This window comes from Nonomuraea sp. NPDC046570, assembly GCF_040645915.1.
Classification (GTDB): Bacteria; Actinomycetota; Actinomycetes; order Streptosporangiales; family Streptosporangiaceae; genus Nonomuraea.
Genome location: NZ_JBEYZF010000073.1, coordinates 1 through 15468, shown reverse-complemented (window position 1 = coordinate 15468; position 15468 = coordinate 1). Strand labels below are relative to the sequence as shown.

The window sequence follows — 15468 nt, the reverse complement described above, 5'->3', positions numbered from 1 at the left end:
CTTGTCAGCCGCCGCTGACATCTCGCTGATCAGTTTGTACACGGGTACTTACTTGCCCGTCCGATGGCGGCTTGGGGACACGCCGCGTACTCGTTTGAAAGCCACGCTCAGCGCGAAGGCGTTGGCGTAGCCGACGTACCGGGCGACCGAGTCGATCGTGGTGTCGGAGGAGCGCAGCAGATCGGCGGCGAGCGCCATCCGCCAGCCGGTGAGATACGCCATGGGGGGCTCCCCCACGAGGGTGGTGAACCGGCGCGCGAACGCCGCGCGCGAGGCGCCCACCTTTTCTGCCAGTAAGGCCACCGTCCACGGGCGGGCCGGGTCGTCATGGATCAGCCGCAATGCCGGACCGATCAACGGATCGCTTTGCGCCTGGTACCAGCCGGGTGCCTGAGCCTCGGGGCGGGCGAACCAGGCGCGCAGGGTCGCGAGCAGCGCCAGATCCAGAAGCCGGTCAAGGACGACTTGCTGGCCAGGCCCTTCGCCGTTGACCTCTTGAGCAAGCAGTTCCATGATCGGGGACTGCTTGCTCGACCGCGGCACGAGCACGACCTCCGGCAGGGCGTTCAGGAGCCGCTCGCTCACATCTCTGCTGACCTGGTAGGTCCCGCTGGCCACGATCGCCGACCCGTCAGGGGTGCGTCCGCTCGTGCGCGGACCGAGCCGCAGTTTGTCCGTGACGTCGATGTTGTCCATGGTGGTCAGTCGGTTGCCCGCATGGACGATGATCTCCGGCGCAGTCGCTGGATCGTCGCTGATCGTGTACGGATTCGGCCCCTTGATGATGGCCACATCCCCGGTGCGCATCAGCACCGGCTCACCCCTGCCGAACATGATCCAGGCGTGCCCGCGCAGCGTGGTGGCCAGGGCGAGCGGGGCACCGTCGGCGATCCGCAGCGACCACGGTGGTTCCAGGATCGCCTGACAGAACGCCGCACTTCGGGCACGGACGCCGTCGAGCAGGTCAGCGAGCGGGTCCACCACCTCAGTTTAGACGGACAGAAATGAAAGTGAGCGTACGGAATATGGATCGTCTCTCTCGGCGCGTGTTCACTGGGGCGTGACCCACCTCGACGACCCACCGGAGGTATCCGATGTACGCGATCACAGGAGTGACAGGCCACGTAGGCGGGGCGGCAGCCCGGGACCTCCTGGCCAAGGGGGAACCGGTGCGAGCCGTGGTCCGCGACGCGGCCAAGAGCGCAGACTGGATCAGAGCGGGAGCCGAGGTCTCCGTTGCCGATTTCGGCGACAGGGCGGCGCTGGCGGAGGCGTTCCGCGATTGCCGCGGGGCGTTCGTCCTGCTGCCGACGGATCCGGCGGCAGCCGACGCCGATGTCTACCATCGCCGGCTGGCTGACTCGATCGCCGGGGCGGTCCTGGACAGCGGTGTCCCGCACGTGGTGATGCTGTCCTCGATCGGGGCCGAGCTGGCTGAGGGCACCGGTCCCATCCGCTGGCTCCACCATATGGAGAGTCGGCTGCGCGAGACGGGCGTGCTCCTGACCGCGATTCGCTCGTCGCACTTCCAGGAGAAGGTCGAAACGGTGCTCGGCGCCGCTCTCGGGGCCGGCGTCTACCCGGTCTTCGGCGCGTCAGCCGATGTGCCCGTCCCGATGATCGCGACACGCGACGTCGGCAGGGTGGTCGCCGAATCCCTCACGGCGCCTGCCACGGCCAGCGAGATCATCGATCTGGACGGTCATCAGTACTCGGAACGGCAGGTGGCTGAAGAACTGGCGGCTGTTCTCGGCAGGCCGCTCACGGTGGTGACCATCCCGCAGCCCGCATGGGTCGGCACGATGGTGGAGGCGGGCGTTCCGCCCCAGCTCGCCGAGGAGCTCGCCGGCCTGTACGACGCCGAGCAACGAGGCATCCTCCAGCCCAGAGGCGACAGGCAATCCACGTGTACGACCGAGCTTGGCGAGACACTGCGCCATCTCGTGAAGACCACTCCTTAAAAGGGAGTGGGCGCCCACCACCCAGATCTCCTTGCACCGCAGTGCGTCACGCAGCGCATCAGGTCAAAGACAGATTCGCCGGATTCCGGCGAAGATCGCCGGCACTCCCATCTCAACCCTTTCTTACAGCAGCCGGTCTCCGGCACTTGGTGAATGGTCAGCCTGACCAACTGCATCACGGTCGGTGTGCCGGGTTGGCGGATGTCCACTCGCGCGGTCGCGACTGAGGAACTCGGCGAGGCGGGTCGGGGAGTCCGCTCTGTGGCCGGCTGACACTGCGGCATCGATGACCTCCTTGGCCGCTCGGGTGACGGCCGAGGAGACCTCGGCCTCCTCAAGTGCGTGGACGATGTGTTCCAGGCTCGCGGCGACCGAGATCAGCGAGGACGTCCCTTCCCCGGAGAAGCCGCCGGCATGGTCGGCGTGGCAGTCGGGCCCGGCGTAGGCGTGACGTTCGAGAGATCCGTACGGAGTCCCTGCTGCACACGGCGGGCTCGCTGACGAAGGCCGTGAACGAGCAGCCCGGCAGCACGGAGGGCGGCGTCAGCTAGTCAGTTCTCGCGGGTGCTGATCCCCTGGAAGCCGTCCACGGGGAGGCGGCGACGGAGGATCAGCACCCACCGGGAAGCCGTCAACGCGGCCCGCAATGTTCGAGATACCGCCGCAGCCGCACGGGGAGGCCTTGGGTTGCCGGAGCCTGTGAACCGTGAACCTCAACACGACCTCCTCCCCGTGCAGGCGTTGTCTCCACAGGGCTGTCCAGTCCCAGATGATCTTCTCCAGGGACCGGACAGCCCTTGCGGATGCCGATCGCGGGAGCCGTACGAGCACTGGACGCGCAGGGGCGACGGGTGCCGTGGGAAGACGATCCGGGGCTGCGGCGAAGGGTGGGTGAACGTTGACCACCAACCGGAAGGCACTCTCATGACGGAGGCAGGGACTTGACCGCCGAGTTGGACGAGCAGGCGACCGACGCCGAGCTCGCCGCCCGGTACCGGCGTGACCCTGAGCTGTTCACCGCCGTGCACGACCTGCACTTCCGCGACATCTACCGGTACGTGGCGGGCCGGTTGGACACGCAGGCCGCCGAGGACATCGCGGCCGAGACGTTCCTGCTGGCGTTCGACCAGCGCGACCGGTACGACCCGGAACGCGGCGGCCTGCGGCCCTGGCTGTTCGGCATCGCCACCAACCTGGTGGCCAGGCACCGGCGCAAGGAGGCACGCCACTACAGGGCGCTGGCCCGCCTGGGTCCCGAACCCGCCGTGGAGGGCCACGAGAACCGCGTGGTCACCTCGGTCGCGGCCCAGCGCGTGCAGCCCCAGCTGGCCAGGGCGCTCACCGCGCTGTCCAGGGGCGAGCGCGACGTCCTGCTGCTCGTCGCCCTGGGCCAGCTCAGCTACCAGGAGGTGGCCCAGGCGCTCGGCATCTCCACCGGCACGGTGGGCTCCAGGCTCAGCCGGGCACGCGCCAAACTCCACGATCTCATCGACAAGGAGACAGTCCATGGATGACCTGCAGACGCTCGCCACCCTACTGGCCAAGCCGGACCCGTCCAGCGAGGTGGCCGACCGCAGCCGGCACCGGCTCCAGAACAGGATGCGCGGCCCGGTCCGCGCGAGAAGGCGTATCGGCCTGCTCGTACCGGGCCTCGGCCTGGCCACCGCCGTCGCGGCGGCCGTCGTCGTCGTGATCGCCACGGGCGCGACCGCCCCCACCGTCACACCCGCCTCGGCCAAGGAGATCCTGCTCGTCGCCGCGGCCAGCGCCGAACGTACACCCGAAGGCTCCGGAACCTATTGGCACGTCAGGCGGGAGGTGGACGGGCGCGTACTCGCGGGGGAGACCTGGACCAGGCGCGATGGCCGGCGCTGGTCCAAGGGCTGGAAGCCGGACTCGGACGCCGTGGTGGAGGACCCGGGCCCGTTCACGCTCGGGCCCGATGGCGCCGAGGTGAGCTTCGAGGATCTGAGAGGGCTGCCGGCCGACACCGAGGCGTTGAAGGCGTGGATCGCCGAGGCTCAGGGCCGCGAGGCCAGCACGACGAACCCGGAGCTGCTCCTCCCGCTCAGCGCGCTGGTCTCAGAGCTGCCCGCCCCGCCGCGGGTACGGGCCGCCGCGTACCGGGCCATCGCCGCACTGCCGGGCGTCGAGAGCCTGGGCGCGGTCGACGGCGGGCAGGGACTGCTGATCCCCCACGTCGTCGACCGCGACCAGGCGAAGATCAAGCTGGTCGTCGACCCTGAGACGTCCCAGGTGAAGAGCACCAACTTCCTCGTCATGGCCGACGGCGGCGTGATGTTCACCGCCGAGAGCCGCTCCATCTCGGTCACCGCCGAGTGGACGGACCAACCACCCCGATAGAGCCGTCGGAGGAGAGGCGGGGCCAGCCGTGACGCCTGTCAGCCGTCGAGGGCTGTCAGGTCGAGCCGCCGCAGGCGTTCGGGATCGGCGAGCACGTCGATGGCGAGGACCTTCCCGCCTGTGACGGTGAAGGCCATGACGGACAACGGCTGTCCCTGCGCGGCGACGACGACTCCGGCGGCCCCGTTGATCAGCGCCGGTCGTGCGAACGGGGAGAGCCGCCCGAACGTGAGCGCCTGCGCGGCCACGGTCCGCGCGCCGTTGATCACGACCGTGTGGCGGGCACGCGCGACGCCGCCGTCGGACCGCAGCACGACATCGGGGTCGAGTACGGCGACGAGCGCGTCGAAGTCGCCGTCGCGAGCGGCGGCGAAGAACGCGTTGACGACGTCGCGCTGGCGGGTGAGATCGGGGTCAGGAGCCGGGGCAGTTACCAGTGGATAATGTGGTCGGTGTGCCGCTCAGCCCTCGGCGCTGCCCTCCGGGGCGTCGACCTCCGCCGAGGGCGGGTCGAGCGGGCGCAACATCCAGAGCATGAGCGCGAACGCGGCGGGCCGCACCAGGATCTCGGCCCACGACCCGCCCGCGTCCCAATGCACCACGGCGGCGAGAACGATCAGGGCCCAGACCGCGACGAGCAGGCGGCGCGCGCTCTCGCCGCGCCGCCAGAACTGTGCGACCGGTAGCGCCAGCACGACGGGAGACACGGTGAGCCAGAGCGTCGCCACCCACGCCCAGAATGCGCCCTGGCCAAGCCCGCGCGGGGAGCTCGCCCACGTCAGGGTGTCGTCGAGCGGGAGCGCTACGAGGATCACCGCGCCGAGGATGGCGGCGGCCGCTTGGGCGACCACAAGCAGGCGCCTACTCCAGCGGGGCTCGATCGGCGTCGTGTCGGTCACGAGGGGGCTCCTTCGTCGGCGAGACCTGATCACGAAGGTACGCTGTGGCGTGCGAGGCGGGCTAGGAGCCGAAGAACGCGGTCATGCTTACCGCGAGCAGGCTGAGGCCGGCCAGTCTTCGGCGGCCGCCGTACGGCGTCGGCGGTCTCGCGCGGGGTCGAGCGCGACCCCGGGCCCCTTGCGGCTGTTGAGGACCTCGACCACGTCGCCGGTCCGGTAGAAGCGGCGCTTACCACGCTCCTCGTGGGCGGCGTGCTGGTCGAGCACCGCGCGGTACTGCGTGACGCTCTTGCCGTCGATGCCCAACAGCTTGGCGATCGCGCCGAGGGTGCGCATCTCGCCTGGGTCGCCGGGCACCTGGTAGCGAGCGGGCGCGTGCTCGGCCTCCCACGTCGTCAGCCACTCGTCGAGCTCGGCCTCGTCGTACTCCTGTGCCGGACCCCTCCCGCGGCCTGGTCCCCTTCGGGGCAGGGAAACCGGGAGCGGCCGTGAGGTGGTTCCGGACCGCCGTCTCTGCGCGGCCGACCTTCGCCGCCCATTCGCCCAACGTCACCAGCGTCACAGGCCCCATTGTCCCGGAGCCGGCGGCCGCGCCGTACGGCTCGCCCTCGGCGAGCACGTCGAGCCAGACGTCCCCGTGGCACGCCTCCCCGAGGCGGCACCAGCACGCCAGGTCCTTCCCGGCGAGCTCGCGGCGGGCCTGCTCGACCAACTCGGGGTGCTCGACCAGGTGGCGGCGGAAGAGCCGCAAGGCCTCGGCGCGGCCGTGGGTCTTCACCGGGAAGGGGTTGCGGAACGGGCTCCCCTTCAACCCCGGGCAGGCCCGGCCGATGTAGACCGCCCCGGCGGGCACCCGGCCGTGGTAGAGGTCGCCTTCGACGCGCACCCGGCGGGCCTGGGTTCGGCGGCCTCGACAAGCTCGGGCACCTCGAACAGGTCTCGCTGATCCCACTGCGGTCGCGCGGCCGCCTTCCAGACACGTTGCAGCCACGCCAGCGCGAAGGACTGACAGTTGGCCCCTCGTTCTTGTGCGTGCTCGACCCGCAGGCGGTCGGGGTGCGGTGGCCCTGGAAGCTCCAGGCCATGGAGTCGGCCGAGGTGAGCCACCGGCCGCAATGCCGTAGCCCTGCGATCTTCACGCCGAACCCGTGCAACGGGAGATCGAGCCGGGCCAGGGTGCGGAAGATCTCGCCGATTTCGGCGGTGCCCTGACGGCGGCAGACCGACCCGACCCGACCACGGGGTGATCCTCGGCGAGCCGTACGCCGTGCTGCTCGTAGAGTTCGACGCACCGCAGGTAGTCGTCAAGGTTCCAGCCCTGGATGACCGGCATCACGGGGCAGTCGCCAGAGGCGCCACGCTTCTCCCACAACTCGGTCAGCGTCACGAAGTTGTCGATTTTAGCGATCTTGAAAGTGTCCGCGTCGCTCCTGACCTGCAACGGAACGTCGGTTTCGTGTCCGTGACGTGTTAAGCGTCACGTAGCCGTAGGCGGATGATCGTTCTGCCTGCCGGAACGGGGGGCCGAAGGATGCCTCTTGGCGCTTGAGGGCAAGGCTGTGGGAGCGTGTATGGCGATGGTCAGGCCTGCAGGTAGCGCAGGACGGCGAGTACCCGGCGGTGGTCGTTGTCCGACGGAGACAGGCCGAGCTTGGTGAAGATCTGCGTCACGTGCTTCTCCACCGAGCCGTACGACAGGAACAGTGCGACGGCGATGGCGTTGTTGGAACGCCCCTCCGCCATCATGGCCAGCACCTCGCGTTCCCTCGGGGTGAGCGTGCCCAGGGTCTCCGTGCGGCGGCTGGCGCCCATGATCTGGGTGACGACCTCGGGGTCGAGGACGGTCTGCCCGGCCGCGATCCGGTCGAGTGCGGCCAGGAAGTCCTTGACGTCGGCGACGCGCTCCTTCAGGAGGTAGCCCACGCCATGGGCGCCGCCGGCGAGCAACTGGGCCGCGTAACGCGTCTCGATGTACTGGGAGAACACCAGCACGCCCACACTCGGATGATCACGGCGGATCTGGATCGCGGCCCGCAGGCCCTCGTCGGTGTGGGAAGGCGGCATGCGCACGTCGACCACGGCGATGTCGGGACCGTGTTCCGCCACGGCCGCCAGGAGCGCGTCGCCGTCTCCCACGGCGGCCACCACCTCGTGGTCGCGGGAGGTGAGCAGCATGCACAGGCCCTCCCGGAGCATCACGGCGTCCTCGGCGATCACGATGCGCATGCACTGCTCCGTTCAGATGTGCGGGGGGAGTTCGACTGTGATCACCGTAGGTCCTCCGGCGGGGCTGTGAATGTCGATCATGCCGTCCAACGTCTGGACCCGGGCGGCCAGTCCGCGTAATCCGGATCCGGTGCCGATCGCCGCGCCGCCGGTGCCGTCGTCGCGCACCCGCAGGGTCAGCAGGCCATCACGCACCCGTACCTCGATGGCGGCGTGCCTGGCGCCGCTGTGCTTGACCACGTTGGCGAGCAGTTCCGTCGTGCAGAAGTAGGCGATGGCCTCGATGGCCGGAGCCGGTCGCTCGGGCAGGTCGGCTTCGAACCGGGCGGGGATCGGGCTCCGTGCGGTGAGCGTGGCCAGGGCGACCTCCAGCCCTTGGTCGAGCGCCGGCGGGTGGATGCCGCGGATCAGGTCACGCAGCTCGGCCACCGTCTCCTTGGCGCTGCGGTGCGCGCTGTCGACGAGGACGCGGGCGCGCTGGAGCCGTTCGGGCTGGTCGGCCTGCTCGAGCTCGTCCTGGGCCATGCCCAGGCTCATGGCCAGCGTCACCAGCCGTGCCGCCGTCCCGTCGTGCAGGTCTCGCTCGATCCGGCGGAGCCTGGCGACCGCGTCCTCTGCGGCCAGCGCCCGTGCCTGCTCCAGTCGGCGGATCCGGGTGTCGCCCGGCCCGGGCCCGAGCAGCGTACGGGCGAGCATGCGCTCGGGGGCCAGGGCGAGGTGGAGGCCCCACGGGGCGAGGAGCAGCAGCGCCAGTCCGGCGGCGCTCACCAGCGCCGCAACCGGCCAGCCGGGGGGAGACAGGTGCGCCATGGCGGAGGACTGCCCCCACAGGGGGCAGCCGAGCAGAAGCAGGCCGCCTCCCCACAACCCGGCGGCGGCCGCGCAGGCAACCACGGCCGCCGGCAGCCGGAGCAGGCTATGGATGACGGCGCGCCATCCCGTCACGTCACCGAGCGCCGCGCCGAGCCGGTTCAGCAGGCCCGGCCCGGCACGGAACGGGCCGGGATCGGGCACCCGCACCCCGGCCCACGCTCGTGACAGCCGTCGATTGGCTGTGCCGAGCCCTCTGGCCGCCATCACGCTCAGGGCCAGCATCGGCACTCCGACGAGATTCGCCGTCAGGATGACGCTCAGCAGCACGAGAACGAGATGGACCAAGCCGATTGCCGCCATGAACGGCAGCATCAGCGCGTAAGCGAGCTCACGCTGCGACCGCTCCCGCACCGGAGTAGTGATCAGCACACGCCACCTCTCTGCTTGCCTGTCCACGCTCCTCCTCGCCAGACGCCGCACGCCGTCCAGCCTGACGGACACGCACGCGCGAGAACAGCCGGACAGCCCCTGGGGGACATCCCGAAACCAACACGGAGGACGTCCCGGTGGTGGCCATCCGGTCGGTGTCACCAGAGTGATCACCATGATGACAACCAAGCAGCGGCGCAGGCGCGGCAGGACCAGAGGGCTGGTCATCGGTGTAACGGTGGCGGCGCTGGCAGGAATGACCCCGGGGGCCTCCGCCGCTCGGGATGCGCAGCCGACCTGGCGGGACTGCGCCGGCCAGGGCATACCGGCGGGCATGCAGTGTGCTGCGATCGAGGTGCCGGTGGACTGGGCCAAGCCGGACGGGCCGAAGGTCAAGCTGGACCTGGCCCGGCTGCCCGCCACCAAGCCTGCGCGCCGGATCGGCAGCGTGCTGGGGGTTCCCGGCGGTCCCGGGGCCAACGGGATCGACGACCTGAAGCGCGCGGCGGCCGACCTCACCGAACTGCGGCGCAGGTTCGACCTCGTCGCCTACAAGCCGCGCACCACCGTGTGGCGTGATCAGATGCCGCCCTCCTGTATGCAGCCGGGGACGTCACTGTTCGATCCCCAGAGCCGGAAGCAGTACAAGGCATTGGCCGCGGCGATGACTAAGGCCTTCAAAGCCTGTCAGAGCGCAGACAAGACCGGTCTGTTCGCCCACATGGACTCCCTGTCGGTGGCCAGAGACATGGACGCGGTTCGCGAGGCCCTGGGCGAGGAACGGCTGAGCTTCATGGCCAACTCCTACGGAGGAGTGCCCGCCGCCGCCTATGCCCGGCTCTTCCCGCAGCACATCCGAGCCATGTACCTCGACGGGACGATCAACCAGGTCGACGGCTGGCGCGACCAGACGCTGCGGATTCTGCCGATCCTGGAACGGGTCTTCACCGGGTTCGCCACATGGTGTGCGGACACTCCTGCCTGCGCGTTGCACGGGGAGGACGCTGGCGCGGTATGGCGCAAGCTCACTCAAGACGCCGATCGCAAGCCGATCCCCATCACGTCGTCCGAGTTCGGCAAGGGCGAGCTGACCGGATGGCATCTGCGGAGCTTCGGTTTCATCGGTGACCCCGGACCGGACCACTCGCGGTGGCTGGCCTTCGCCGAGGCGGTCGACAAGGCCCGGGGCGGGGACGGGTCCGGCTTCGCCGACTTCGCTCTCGGCAACGCGCGGATCTGGGCCGCTCCCGGAGCGCTGGCGATGACCTGCGCAGATGATCGTGGCTACAGCAGCTACGCCCAGCTGCAGAAGTTTCGCCGTCAGGCGGAGAGGATCTCACCGGACTTCGGGGCGGCCTCATTCGACGCGCTCGGATGCACCGGTTGGCCGCTACCGGTCGCCAACCCCTCTCGCCCGCTGCCGGCTCGCGGACTGCCGCCATTCCTGGGAGCCGGCAGCACGTGGGGCGACTACGTGTGGACCGAGAGCTTCACCGGGATGATCCCGGGATCGGTGACCGTCGCCTACAACGGGCCCGGCCACGCCCTGTACCTGACCGGCAAGAAGTGCCCGATCCGATACGCGACCACGTACCTGACCTACCTGAGGCTGCCCAAGCCGGGTACCACCTGCCCTGCCGAATGATCCGACAAGAAGCTGCTAACCCGATCGGCACCACGGAACGATCATGAGGAAAGCGCGGGTTGATCTGGTGACGCAGAACGGCTCCCCATCGGTCAGGGGGACCCGAGCGGAGGGCTTGCCGGGCTCACGACGGCGGCTCCGCCTCGACGGCCGACCCCGACTCGTCGCCGGCTTGCTCGGCGAGCCGCCGGGCCAGCTCCTGTCGGACGGCCGCCAGCTCGGCGCGGGCAGTTTCCGTCTCGCGCCTGGCGGCCTCGCTTTCGGTCTCGGCGCGCGCCTGTGCCACTGCGGCCGCGGTGGCCTGCTCGGCCGCCTTCCGGCGCGTCTGGGCCAGGTCCTCGCGCAGCCGCTCGAGCTCGCCCTCGCCGCGGCGGCGCTCGGCTGCGAGCTCCTGGCGCGCCCCCGGGCGTCGGCGTGAGCCTCGGCCGCGGCGGTCTTGAGCTCGGTGAGCTGCTCGGCGGCCTCGGTCAGGCGCTGGCGGGAGTCGGACAGCTGGTCGGTCAGGCGGCGGGTGTCGGCGCGTTCGGCGGCCAGCTGCATCTCGGCCTCGCCGAGCCGGGCTTGCACCTCGGCCAGTGTCGCGGCTTGGGCCTCGGCGCGTTCGGCCTGGTCGGCGAGCTGGCGGCGCAGGCTGCGCAGCTCGTCGGCCTGATGGTCGCGCACCAGCTCGGCGGCGTCCTTGGCTGCTTCTGCGACCCCGCGGGCCCGCTCGGCGCGGCCGATGCGTTCTTCGGCCTCCCGGCTGACGCGCTCGAGGTCGGTGCGGGCGGCCAGCTCCCGTTCCTCGGCCAGCTGCTGGGCGCGCCGGGCCTCGCGCATCGCGCGTTCGGCGGTGATGCGCGCCTGCTCGGCCCGCTCCGCGGTCTCCCGGGCTTGCTGGGCGTCGGCGCGGTCGGTCTCAGCCTCGGCTTCGACCTCCTTGATACGGGCGAGCGCGCCGGTCTCGGCGTGCCGCAGCTGGTCGGCGAAGGAGGCCAGCACGGCGGCCTGCTGCTGGTGCAGGGCGCGCGCCTCGGCCAGCACCCCGCCGGCCGTGGCCACCGTGGCGTGCACACCGTCCAGCTGCTGGGCGCGGCGGGCGCGGGCGCGCTGCTGCCGGCAGGCGTCGCTGCAGGTCTCCCGGGTGCGGCGGCGGCCCGGCGGCATGGGATTGCCGCACCAGCTGCATGCGATCGTCTCGCCGGGCGTGGCGTGCGGGGCGGCGGGCTCGAGTTCGGGATCACTCATAGGCCCAGAACTCCTGAAGCTACGGCGAGCCGCAAAGTAGCGGTGAGCTATCTTTCGGGTTCATCGCGTAGTAGTTGCAAGTAGATCAATTCGAGTGAAGCGGGTGGCCTTTTCCTTGATCGTGAGCCATGTCCTGGTGGTGATCGCGGTCTGGGAGTGGTGGGGATGCGTGCGGAGTGGGAACCGGATGAGCTGATCGGTTCGTGGACGCTGGTCGAGGGTGACTGGAAGCTGATCCGGAACAAGTCGGGCGCGACGCGGTTGGGGTTCGCGTTGTTGTACGAGCTTGAGGGCCGGTTCCCGGACGGCCCGCAGGAGGTTCCGCTGGCTGCGGTCGACTATGTGGCGTCGCTGGTGAAGGTCGACGCCGGGGCGTTCGCGAAGTATCGGTGGACGGGACGGACGATCGAGTATCACCGCAACCAGATCAGGGAGGCGTTCGGGACTCGGCCGGCGACGGAGGAGGATGAGGACCGGTGGGCGCGGTGGCTGGCGGAGGAGATGTGCCCAACGGAGACGAGTCGGCAGCGGCTTGGTGAGGCGCTGCGTCGGAGGTGTCGGAGCGAGGATGTGGAACCGCCGACGCCGGGCCAGGTGGAGCGGGTGGTGGGGTCGGGGCTTTCCAAGTTTGAGGTGGCGTTCTCGGCGGGTGTAGTAGGCACGCTGGGGCCGGTGGTGTGCGGCAGGTTGCAGGATCTGCTGGACCGTCCGCATGTACTGGCGGAGTTGAAGGCCGATCCGGGTCCGCTGGGGTTGGACACGTTGCTGGCGGAGATCGGGAAGCTGGCGACGGCTCGGTCCCTGGGGCTGTCGGACGGGATCTTCTCTGGGGTGTCGGACCGGATCGTGGCGGCGTGGCGTACGCGGGCGATGCGGATGTATCCGTCGGACTTCGAGGACTGCGCGGAGCCGGTGAGGTACACGCTGCTGGCGGCGTTGTGCTGGACGCGGCAGGCCGAACTGATCGACGGGCTGGTCGGGCTGCTCATCGACCTGATCCACCGGATCAACGCGCGAGCCGAGCGGAGGGTGGAGCGGGAACTGGTCGGCGAGTTGACGAAGGTGCGGGGCAAGCGCGGCATCTACGTCAACATGATCAAAGCCGCGATCGAGCGTCCCGACGACACGGTACGGGAAGCGGTGTATCCGGCGGTGCCGGGCGGGGTGGGAACGCTGAAGTCGCTGGCGCGGGAGCTGATGGCCACCGAGCGGGCGGTCTCCAAGCGGATCCGCTACCAGCTGCGCGGCTCCTACTCCCACCACTACCGGCGGATGCTCGCGCCGATCCTGGCGGCGCTGGAGTTCAAATGCAACAACACCGCCTACCGGCCCGTGATGGACGCGATCGAGCTGCTGTCGCGGTACGCCGGGGTCGCTGCGACCGAGCGGTACTACGCCGAGACCGAGCGGGTCCCGATCGAGGGCGTGGTGCAGTGGGCATGGCGGGACGCCGTGGTGGACGCCGAGTCCGGGCGGGTCGAGCGGATCCCGTACGAGCTGTGCGTGCTGATCTCGCTGCGGGAGGCGCTGCGGCGCCGTGAGGTGTACGTGCAGGGCGCGGGCCGGTGGCGCGATCCGGACGAGGACCTGCCCGGCGACTTCGAGACCAACCGCGACGTCCACTACGCCGCCCTGTCCAAGCCACTCGATGCCACCGAGTTCATCGCCGACCTGAAGAACCGCCTGACCGCGGGCCTGGACCGGTTGAACACCGGCCTGGTTGAGGGCACCACGGGAGGCGTGAAGATCACCATACGCAAGGGCAAGCCGTGGGTGTCGGTCCCGAAGCTGGACAAGCTGCCCGAGCCGCGCAACCTCACCGCGCTGAAGGCCGAGGTGCAGCGCCGGTGGGGCACCATCGACCTGCTGGACATCCTGAAGAACACCGCGTTCATCACCGACTTCCCCGACTTGTTCACCTCGGTCGCGACCCGCGAGGTGCTGTCCAAGGAGACGCTCAGCAAGCGGCTGCTGCTCGTGTTGTTCGCGCTCGGCACCAACATGGGGATACGGCAGATGTCGGCGACCGGCGAGCACGGCCACACCGAGGCCGAACTGCGGCACGTCCGCCAGACCTTCATCACCCGGGAGAACCTGCGGGCCGCGATCGTGTCGGTAGTGAACGCCACGCTGGAGGCCCGCGACCCGAGATGGTGGGGGAAGGCCACGTCGACGGCGTCGGACTCCAAGCGGTTCGCCTCCTGGGATTCCAACCTGATGACGGAATTCCACGCCCGGTACGGCGGCTACGGCGTCATGATCTACTGGCATGTCGACAAGGGTCGGCTGTGTGTCTACTCCCAGCTGAAGTCCTGCTCCTCCTCCGAGGTTGCGGCGATGATCGAGGGGCTGCTGCGGCATGGCACCGACGCCGACATCGAGGCGAACTACACCGATACCCACGGGGCGAGCCTGGTCGGGTTCGCCTTCACCGAGGTGCTGGGGTTCAAGCTGCTGCCCCGGTTGAAGAACATCGGCGCGATCCAGTTGTACTCGCCCACCGCCAGCCAGGCCCCGTGGCCAAAGCTGGAGAAGGTGTTGAAGCAGCGGACGATCGACTGGGATCTCGCCGCCCGCAACTATGACCAGATCATCAAGTACGCGACCGCCCTGCGGTTGCGGACCAACGAGGCCGAGCAGGTGCTGCGCCGGTTCATGAAGGGTAGCGGCGGCCCCAAGCAGCCGGTCTACCTCGCCCTGGAGGAACTCGGCCGCGTCGTGCGCACCATCTTCGCCTGCGACTACCTCGCTGATGAGGAACTCCGCCGCGAGATCAACAACGGGCTGCAGGTCGTGGAGAACTGGAACGGCGCCAACGACCGGATTTTCTACGGCCGCGACGGCGTCTTGACCGGTGTCGACCGTGAGCACGCCGAGGTGTCCATGCTCGCGCTGCACCTGCTCCAGTCCTCGCTGGTGTTCATCAACACCCAACTCCTCCAGGCCGTGCTACGAGATCCGAAATGGGCGCAGAAGCTCACAGACGAGGACCGCCGGGCGCTCTCGCCCCTATTCTGGGTCCACATCAACCCCTACGGCCGGTTCCGCCTCGACATGAACACCCGCCTCGACCTCAGCCTGGCCGCCTAAGGATGAGTTTGCGCGAACCTCCGATCGTTCCGGGTGGCGCGCGGAGTCGTTGCCGAGATTGCCTGTCATTCAGTGTGGTCGGATGTCCCAGGTCGGCCGCTGGAGCTGATCGTTATACACGATGATGTCAGCGTGATCGGTCGGGCGGGCTGTCGCGAAGTAGAGCTGCTGGGACGGGATGTAGCGGTCGCGCCAGGACCGCTCGATCTCTGCGGCGTCGGCGGATCCGGCCAGCGCCATGCCACGGGTCAGGGCGCGGTCTATGGTCTGCTCGAAGTCGACGGACATGAAGATCCGTAGGTCCCACCAGTCGATGAGTTCTGGACGCATGAGGAAGACTCCGTCAAAGAGAAGTACGGCGTGTTCGGTGGCGGTCGTGGTCGGTGGAGACAGTGGGATGTCGGTGTCTCTGTCGTAGACCGTGTGCTGGAACCTTCGGTCTCCGCCTGGGCCGAGCGGATCAAGCAGGACCTGGCGCAGCGCATTGTGGTCGTGGGCGTCGAAGTAGCAGCCTTCGGCGGAGAACTGGCCGCGTCGGTAGCGCTGTGCACGGGGAAACAGGAAGTCGTCGACGGTCGCGCGGATCACATCGCGGCCCTGCGCGCGCAGGACGATGGCGAGCTCGTCGGCCAGCATGGTCTTGCCAGCGCCGGGCGATCCGTCGATGGCGACTCGCAGCGGGTGCGGAGTGGTAGCTGACTCGATCTCCTCGACAAGTCGGCCGAGGAGATCTTGACGGGTGCCGTGCTCCATGTTTCTCCTCTTAGTACCCGTGTACAAACTGATCAGCGAGATGTCAGCGGCGGCTGACAAA

Annotated in this window: 15 protein-coding genes and 1 pseudogene; 5 read left to right on the top strand and 11 right to left on the bottom strand. The window is 69.4% G+C overall.

Annotated features, from left to right (window positions below; translation table 11 throughout):
• Positions 1 to 48: 48 nt before the first annotated feature.
• Positions 49 to 981, bottom strand: coding sequence for an AraC family transcriptional regulator (locus ABZ911_RS41905; protein ID WP_358069868.1), 933 nt, complete (start codon positions 979 to 981; stop codon positions 49 to 51).
• 113 nt (positions 982 to 1094) lie between these two features.
• Between ABZ911_RS41905 and ABZ911_RS41900 the strand changes: the two genes are divergently transcribed.
• Complete coding sequence (locus ABZ911_RS41900) at positions 1095 to 1961, top strand: NAD(P)H-binding protein (protein ID WP_358069865.1); 867 nt, start codon at positions 1095 to 1097, stop codon at positions 1959 to 1961.
• Positions 1962 to 2084: 123 nt separating this feature from the next.
• Here ABZ911_RS41900 and ABZ911_RS41895 read toward each other — a convergent pair.
• A pseudogene (locus tag ABZ911_RS41895) lies at positions 2085 to 2363 on the bottom strand (hypothetical protein); the annotation flags it as partial.
• A 539-nt stretch (positions 2364 to 2902) separates the two neighbouring features.
• On the opposite strand from ABZ911_RS41895, the gene ABZ911_RS41890 reads away from it, so the two are divergent.
• Together ABZ911_RS41890 and ABZ911_RS41885 are read left to right on the top strand one after the other, a co-directional pair.
• Complete coding sequence (locus ABZ911_RS41890) at positions 2903 to 3475, top strand: RNA polymerase sigma factor (RefSeq protein WP_358069863.1); 573 nt, start codon at positions 2903 to 2905, stop codon at positions 3473 to 3475.
• On the top strand, positions 3468 to 4325 hold the full coding sequence (locus ABZ911_RS41885; RefSeq protein WP_358069860.1) for a CU044_5270 family protein: 858 nt from the start codon (positions 3468 to 3470) through the stop codon (positions 4323 to 4325). Before ABZ911_RS41890 ends, ABZ911_RS41885 begins: the two co-directional genes overlap by 8 nt.
• Positions 4326 to 4363: 38 nt before the next feature.
• Here the strand turns inward: ABZ911_RS41885 and ABZ911_RS41880 are convergent, their stop codons facing one another.
• The 7 genes from ABZ911_RS41880 to ABZ911_RS41850 all read right to left on the bottom strand — a co-directional run bounded on the left by ABZ911_RS41880 (position 4364) and on the right by ABZ911_RS41850 (position 8692).
• Complete coding sequence (locus ABZ911_RS41880; RefSeq protein ID WP_358069857.1) at positions 4364 to 4639, bottom strand: hypothetical protein; 276 nt, start codon at positions 4637 to 4639, stop codon at positions 4364 to 4366.
• Positions 4640 to 4786: 147 nt separating this feature from the next.
• The gene (locus ABZ911_RS41875; protein WP_358069854.1) at positions 4787 to 5224 is read right to left on the bottom strand and encodes a hypothetical protein; all 438 of its coding nucleotides are present in this window, start codon (positions 5222 to 5224) and stop codon (positions 4787 to 4789) included.
• 87 nt (positions 5225 to 5311) lie between these two features.
• Positions 5312 to 5560, bottom strand: a complete 249-nt coding sequence (locus tag ABZ911_RS41870; protein ID WP_358069874.1) for a hypothetical protein — start codon at positions 5558 to 5560, stop codon at positions 5312 to 5314.
• Positions 5454 to 6077, bottom strand: a complete 624-nt coding sequence (locus ABZ911_RS41865; protein WP_358069871.1) for a DUF4326 domain-containing protein — start codon at positions 6075 to 6077, stop codon at positions 5454 to 5456. The genes ABZ911_RS41870 and ABZ911_RS41865 overlap by 107 nt, the downstream gene beginning before the upstream one ends.
• 282 nt (positions 6078 to 6359) lie before the next feature.
• Positions 6360 to 6611, bottom strand: a complete 252-nt coding sequence (locus ABZ911_RS41860; protein ID WP_358069851.1) for a hypothetical protein — start codon at positions 6609 to 6611, stop codon at positions 6360 to 6362.
• 194 nt (positions 6612 to 6805) lie between these two features.
• Positions 6806 to 7450 (bottom strand): response regulator transcription factor, encoded by a 645-nt coding sequence (locus ABZ911_RS41855; protein WP_358069848.1) that lies wholly within the window; start codon positions 7448 to 7450, stop codon positions 6806 to 6808.
• Between the two features lie 12 nt (positions 7451 to 7462).
• On the bottom strand, positions 7463 to 8692 hold the full coding sequence (locus ABZ911_RS41850) for a sensor domain-containing protein (protein ID WP_358069845.1): 1230 nt from the start codon (positions 8690 to 8692) through the stop codon (positions 7463 to 7465).
• Positions 8693 to 8867: 175 nt separating this feature from the next.
• Here ABZ911_RS41850 and ABZ911_RS41845 point away from each other — a divergent pair, with 175 nt between their 5' ends.
• Entirely contained in the window at positions 8868 to 10337 is a 1470-nt protein-coding gene (locus ABZ911_RS41845) for an alpha/beta fold hydrolase (protein WP_358069842.1), read from the top strand.
• A gap of 15 nt (positions 10338 to 10352) precedes the next feature.
• On the opposite strand, the gene ABZ911_RS41840 is transcribed toward ABZ911_RS41845, so the two are convergent.
• Positions 10353 to 11564 (bottom strand): hypothetical protein, encoded by a 1212-nt coding sequence (locus ABZ911_RS41840; RefSeq protein ID WP_358069839.1) that lies wholly within the window; start codon positions 11562 to 11564, stop codon positions 10353 to 10355.
• A gap of 165 nt (positions 11565 to 11729) precedes the next feature.
• On the opposite strand from ABZ911_RS41840, the gene ABZ911_RS41835 reads away from it, so the two are divergent.
• The gene (locus ABZ911_RS41835) at positions 11730 to 14654 is read left to right on the top strand and encodes a Tn3 family transposase (protein WP_358069836.1); all 2925 of its coding nucleotides are present in this window, start codon (positions 11730 to 11732) and stop codon (positions 14652 to 14654) included.
• A 69-nt stretch (positions 14655 to 14723) separates the two neighbouring features.
• Here ABZ911_RS41835 and ABZ911_RS41830 read toward each other — a convergent pair.
• The coding region (locus ABZ911_RS41830; protein ID WP_358069833.1) for a cytidylate kinase family protein at positions 14724 to 15468 on the bottom strand (745 nt) is incomplete at its 5' end.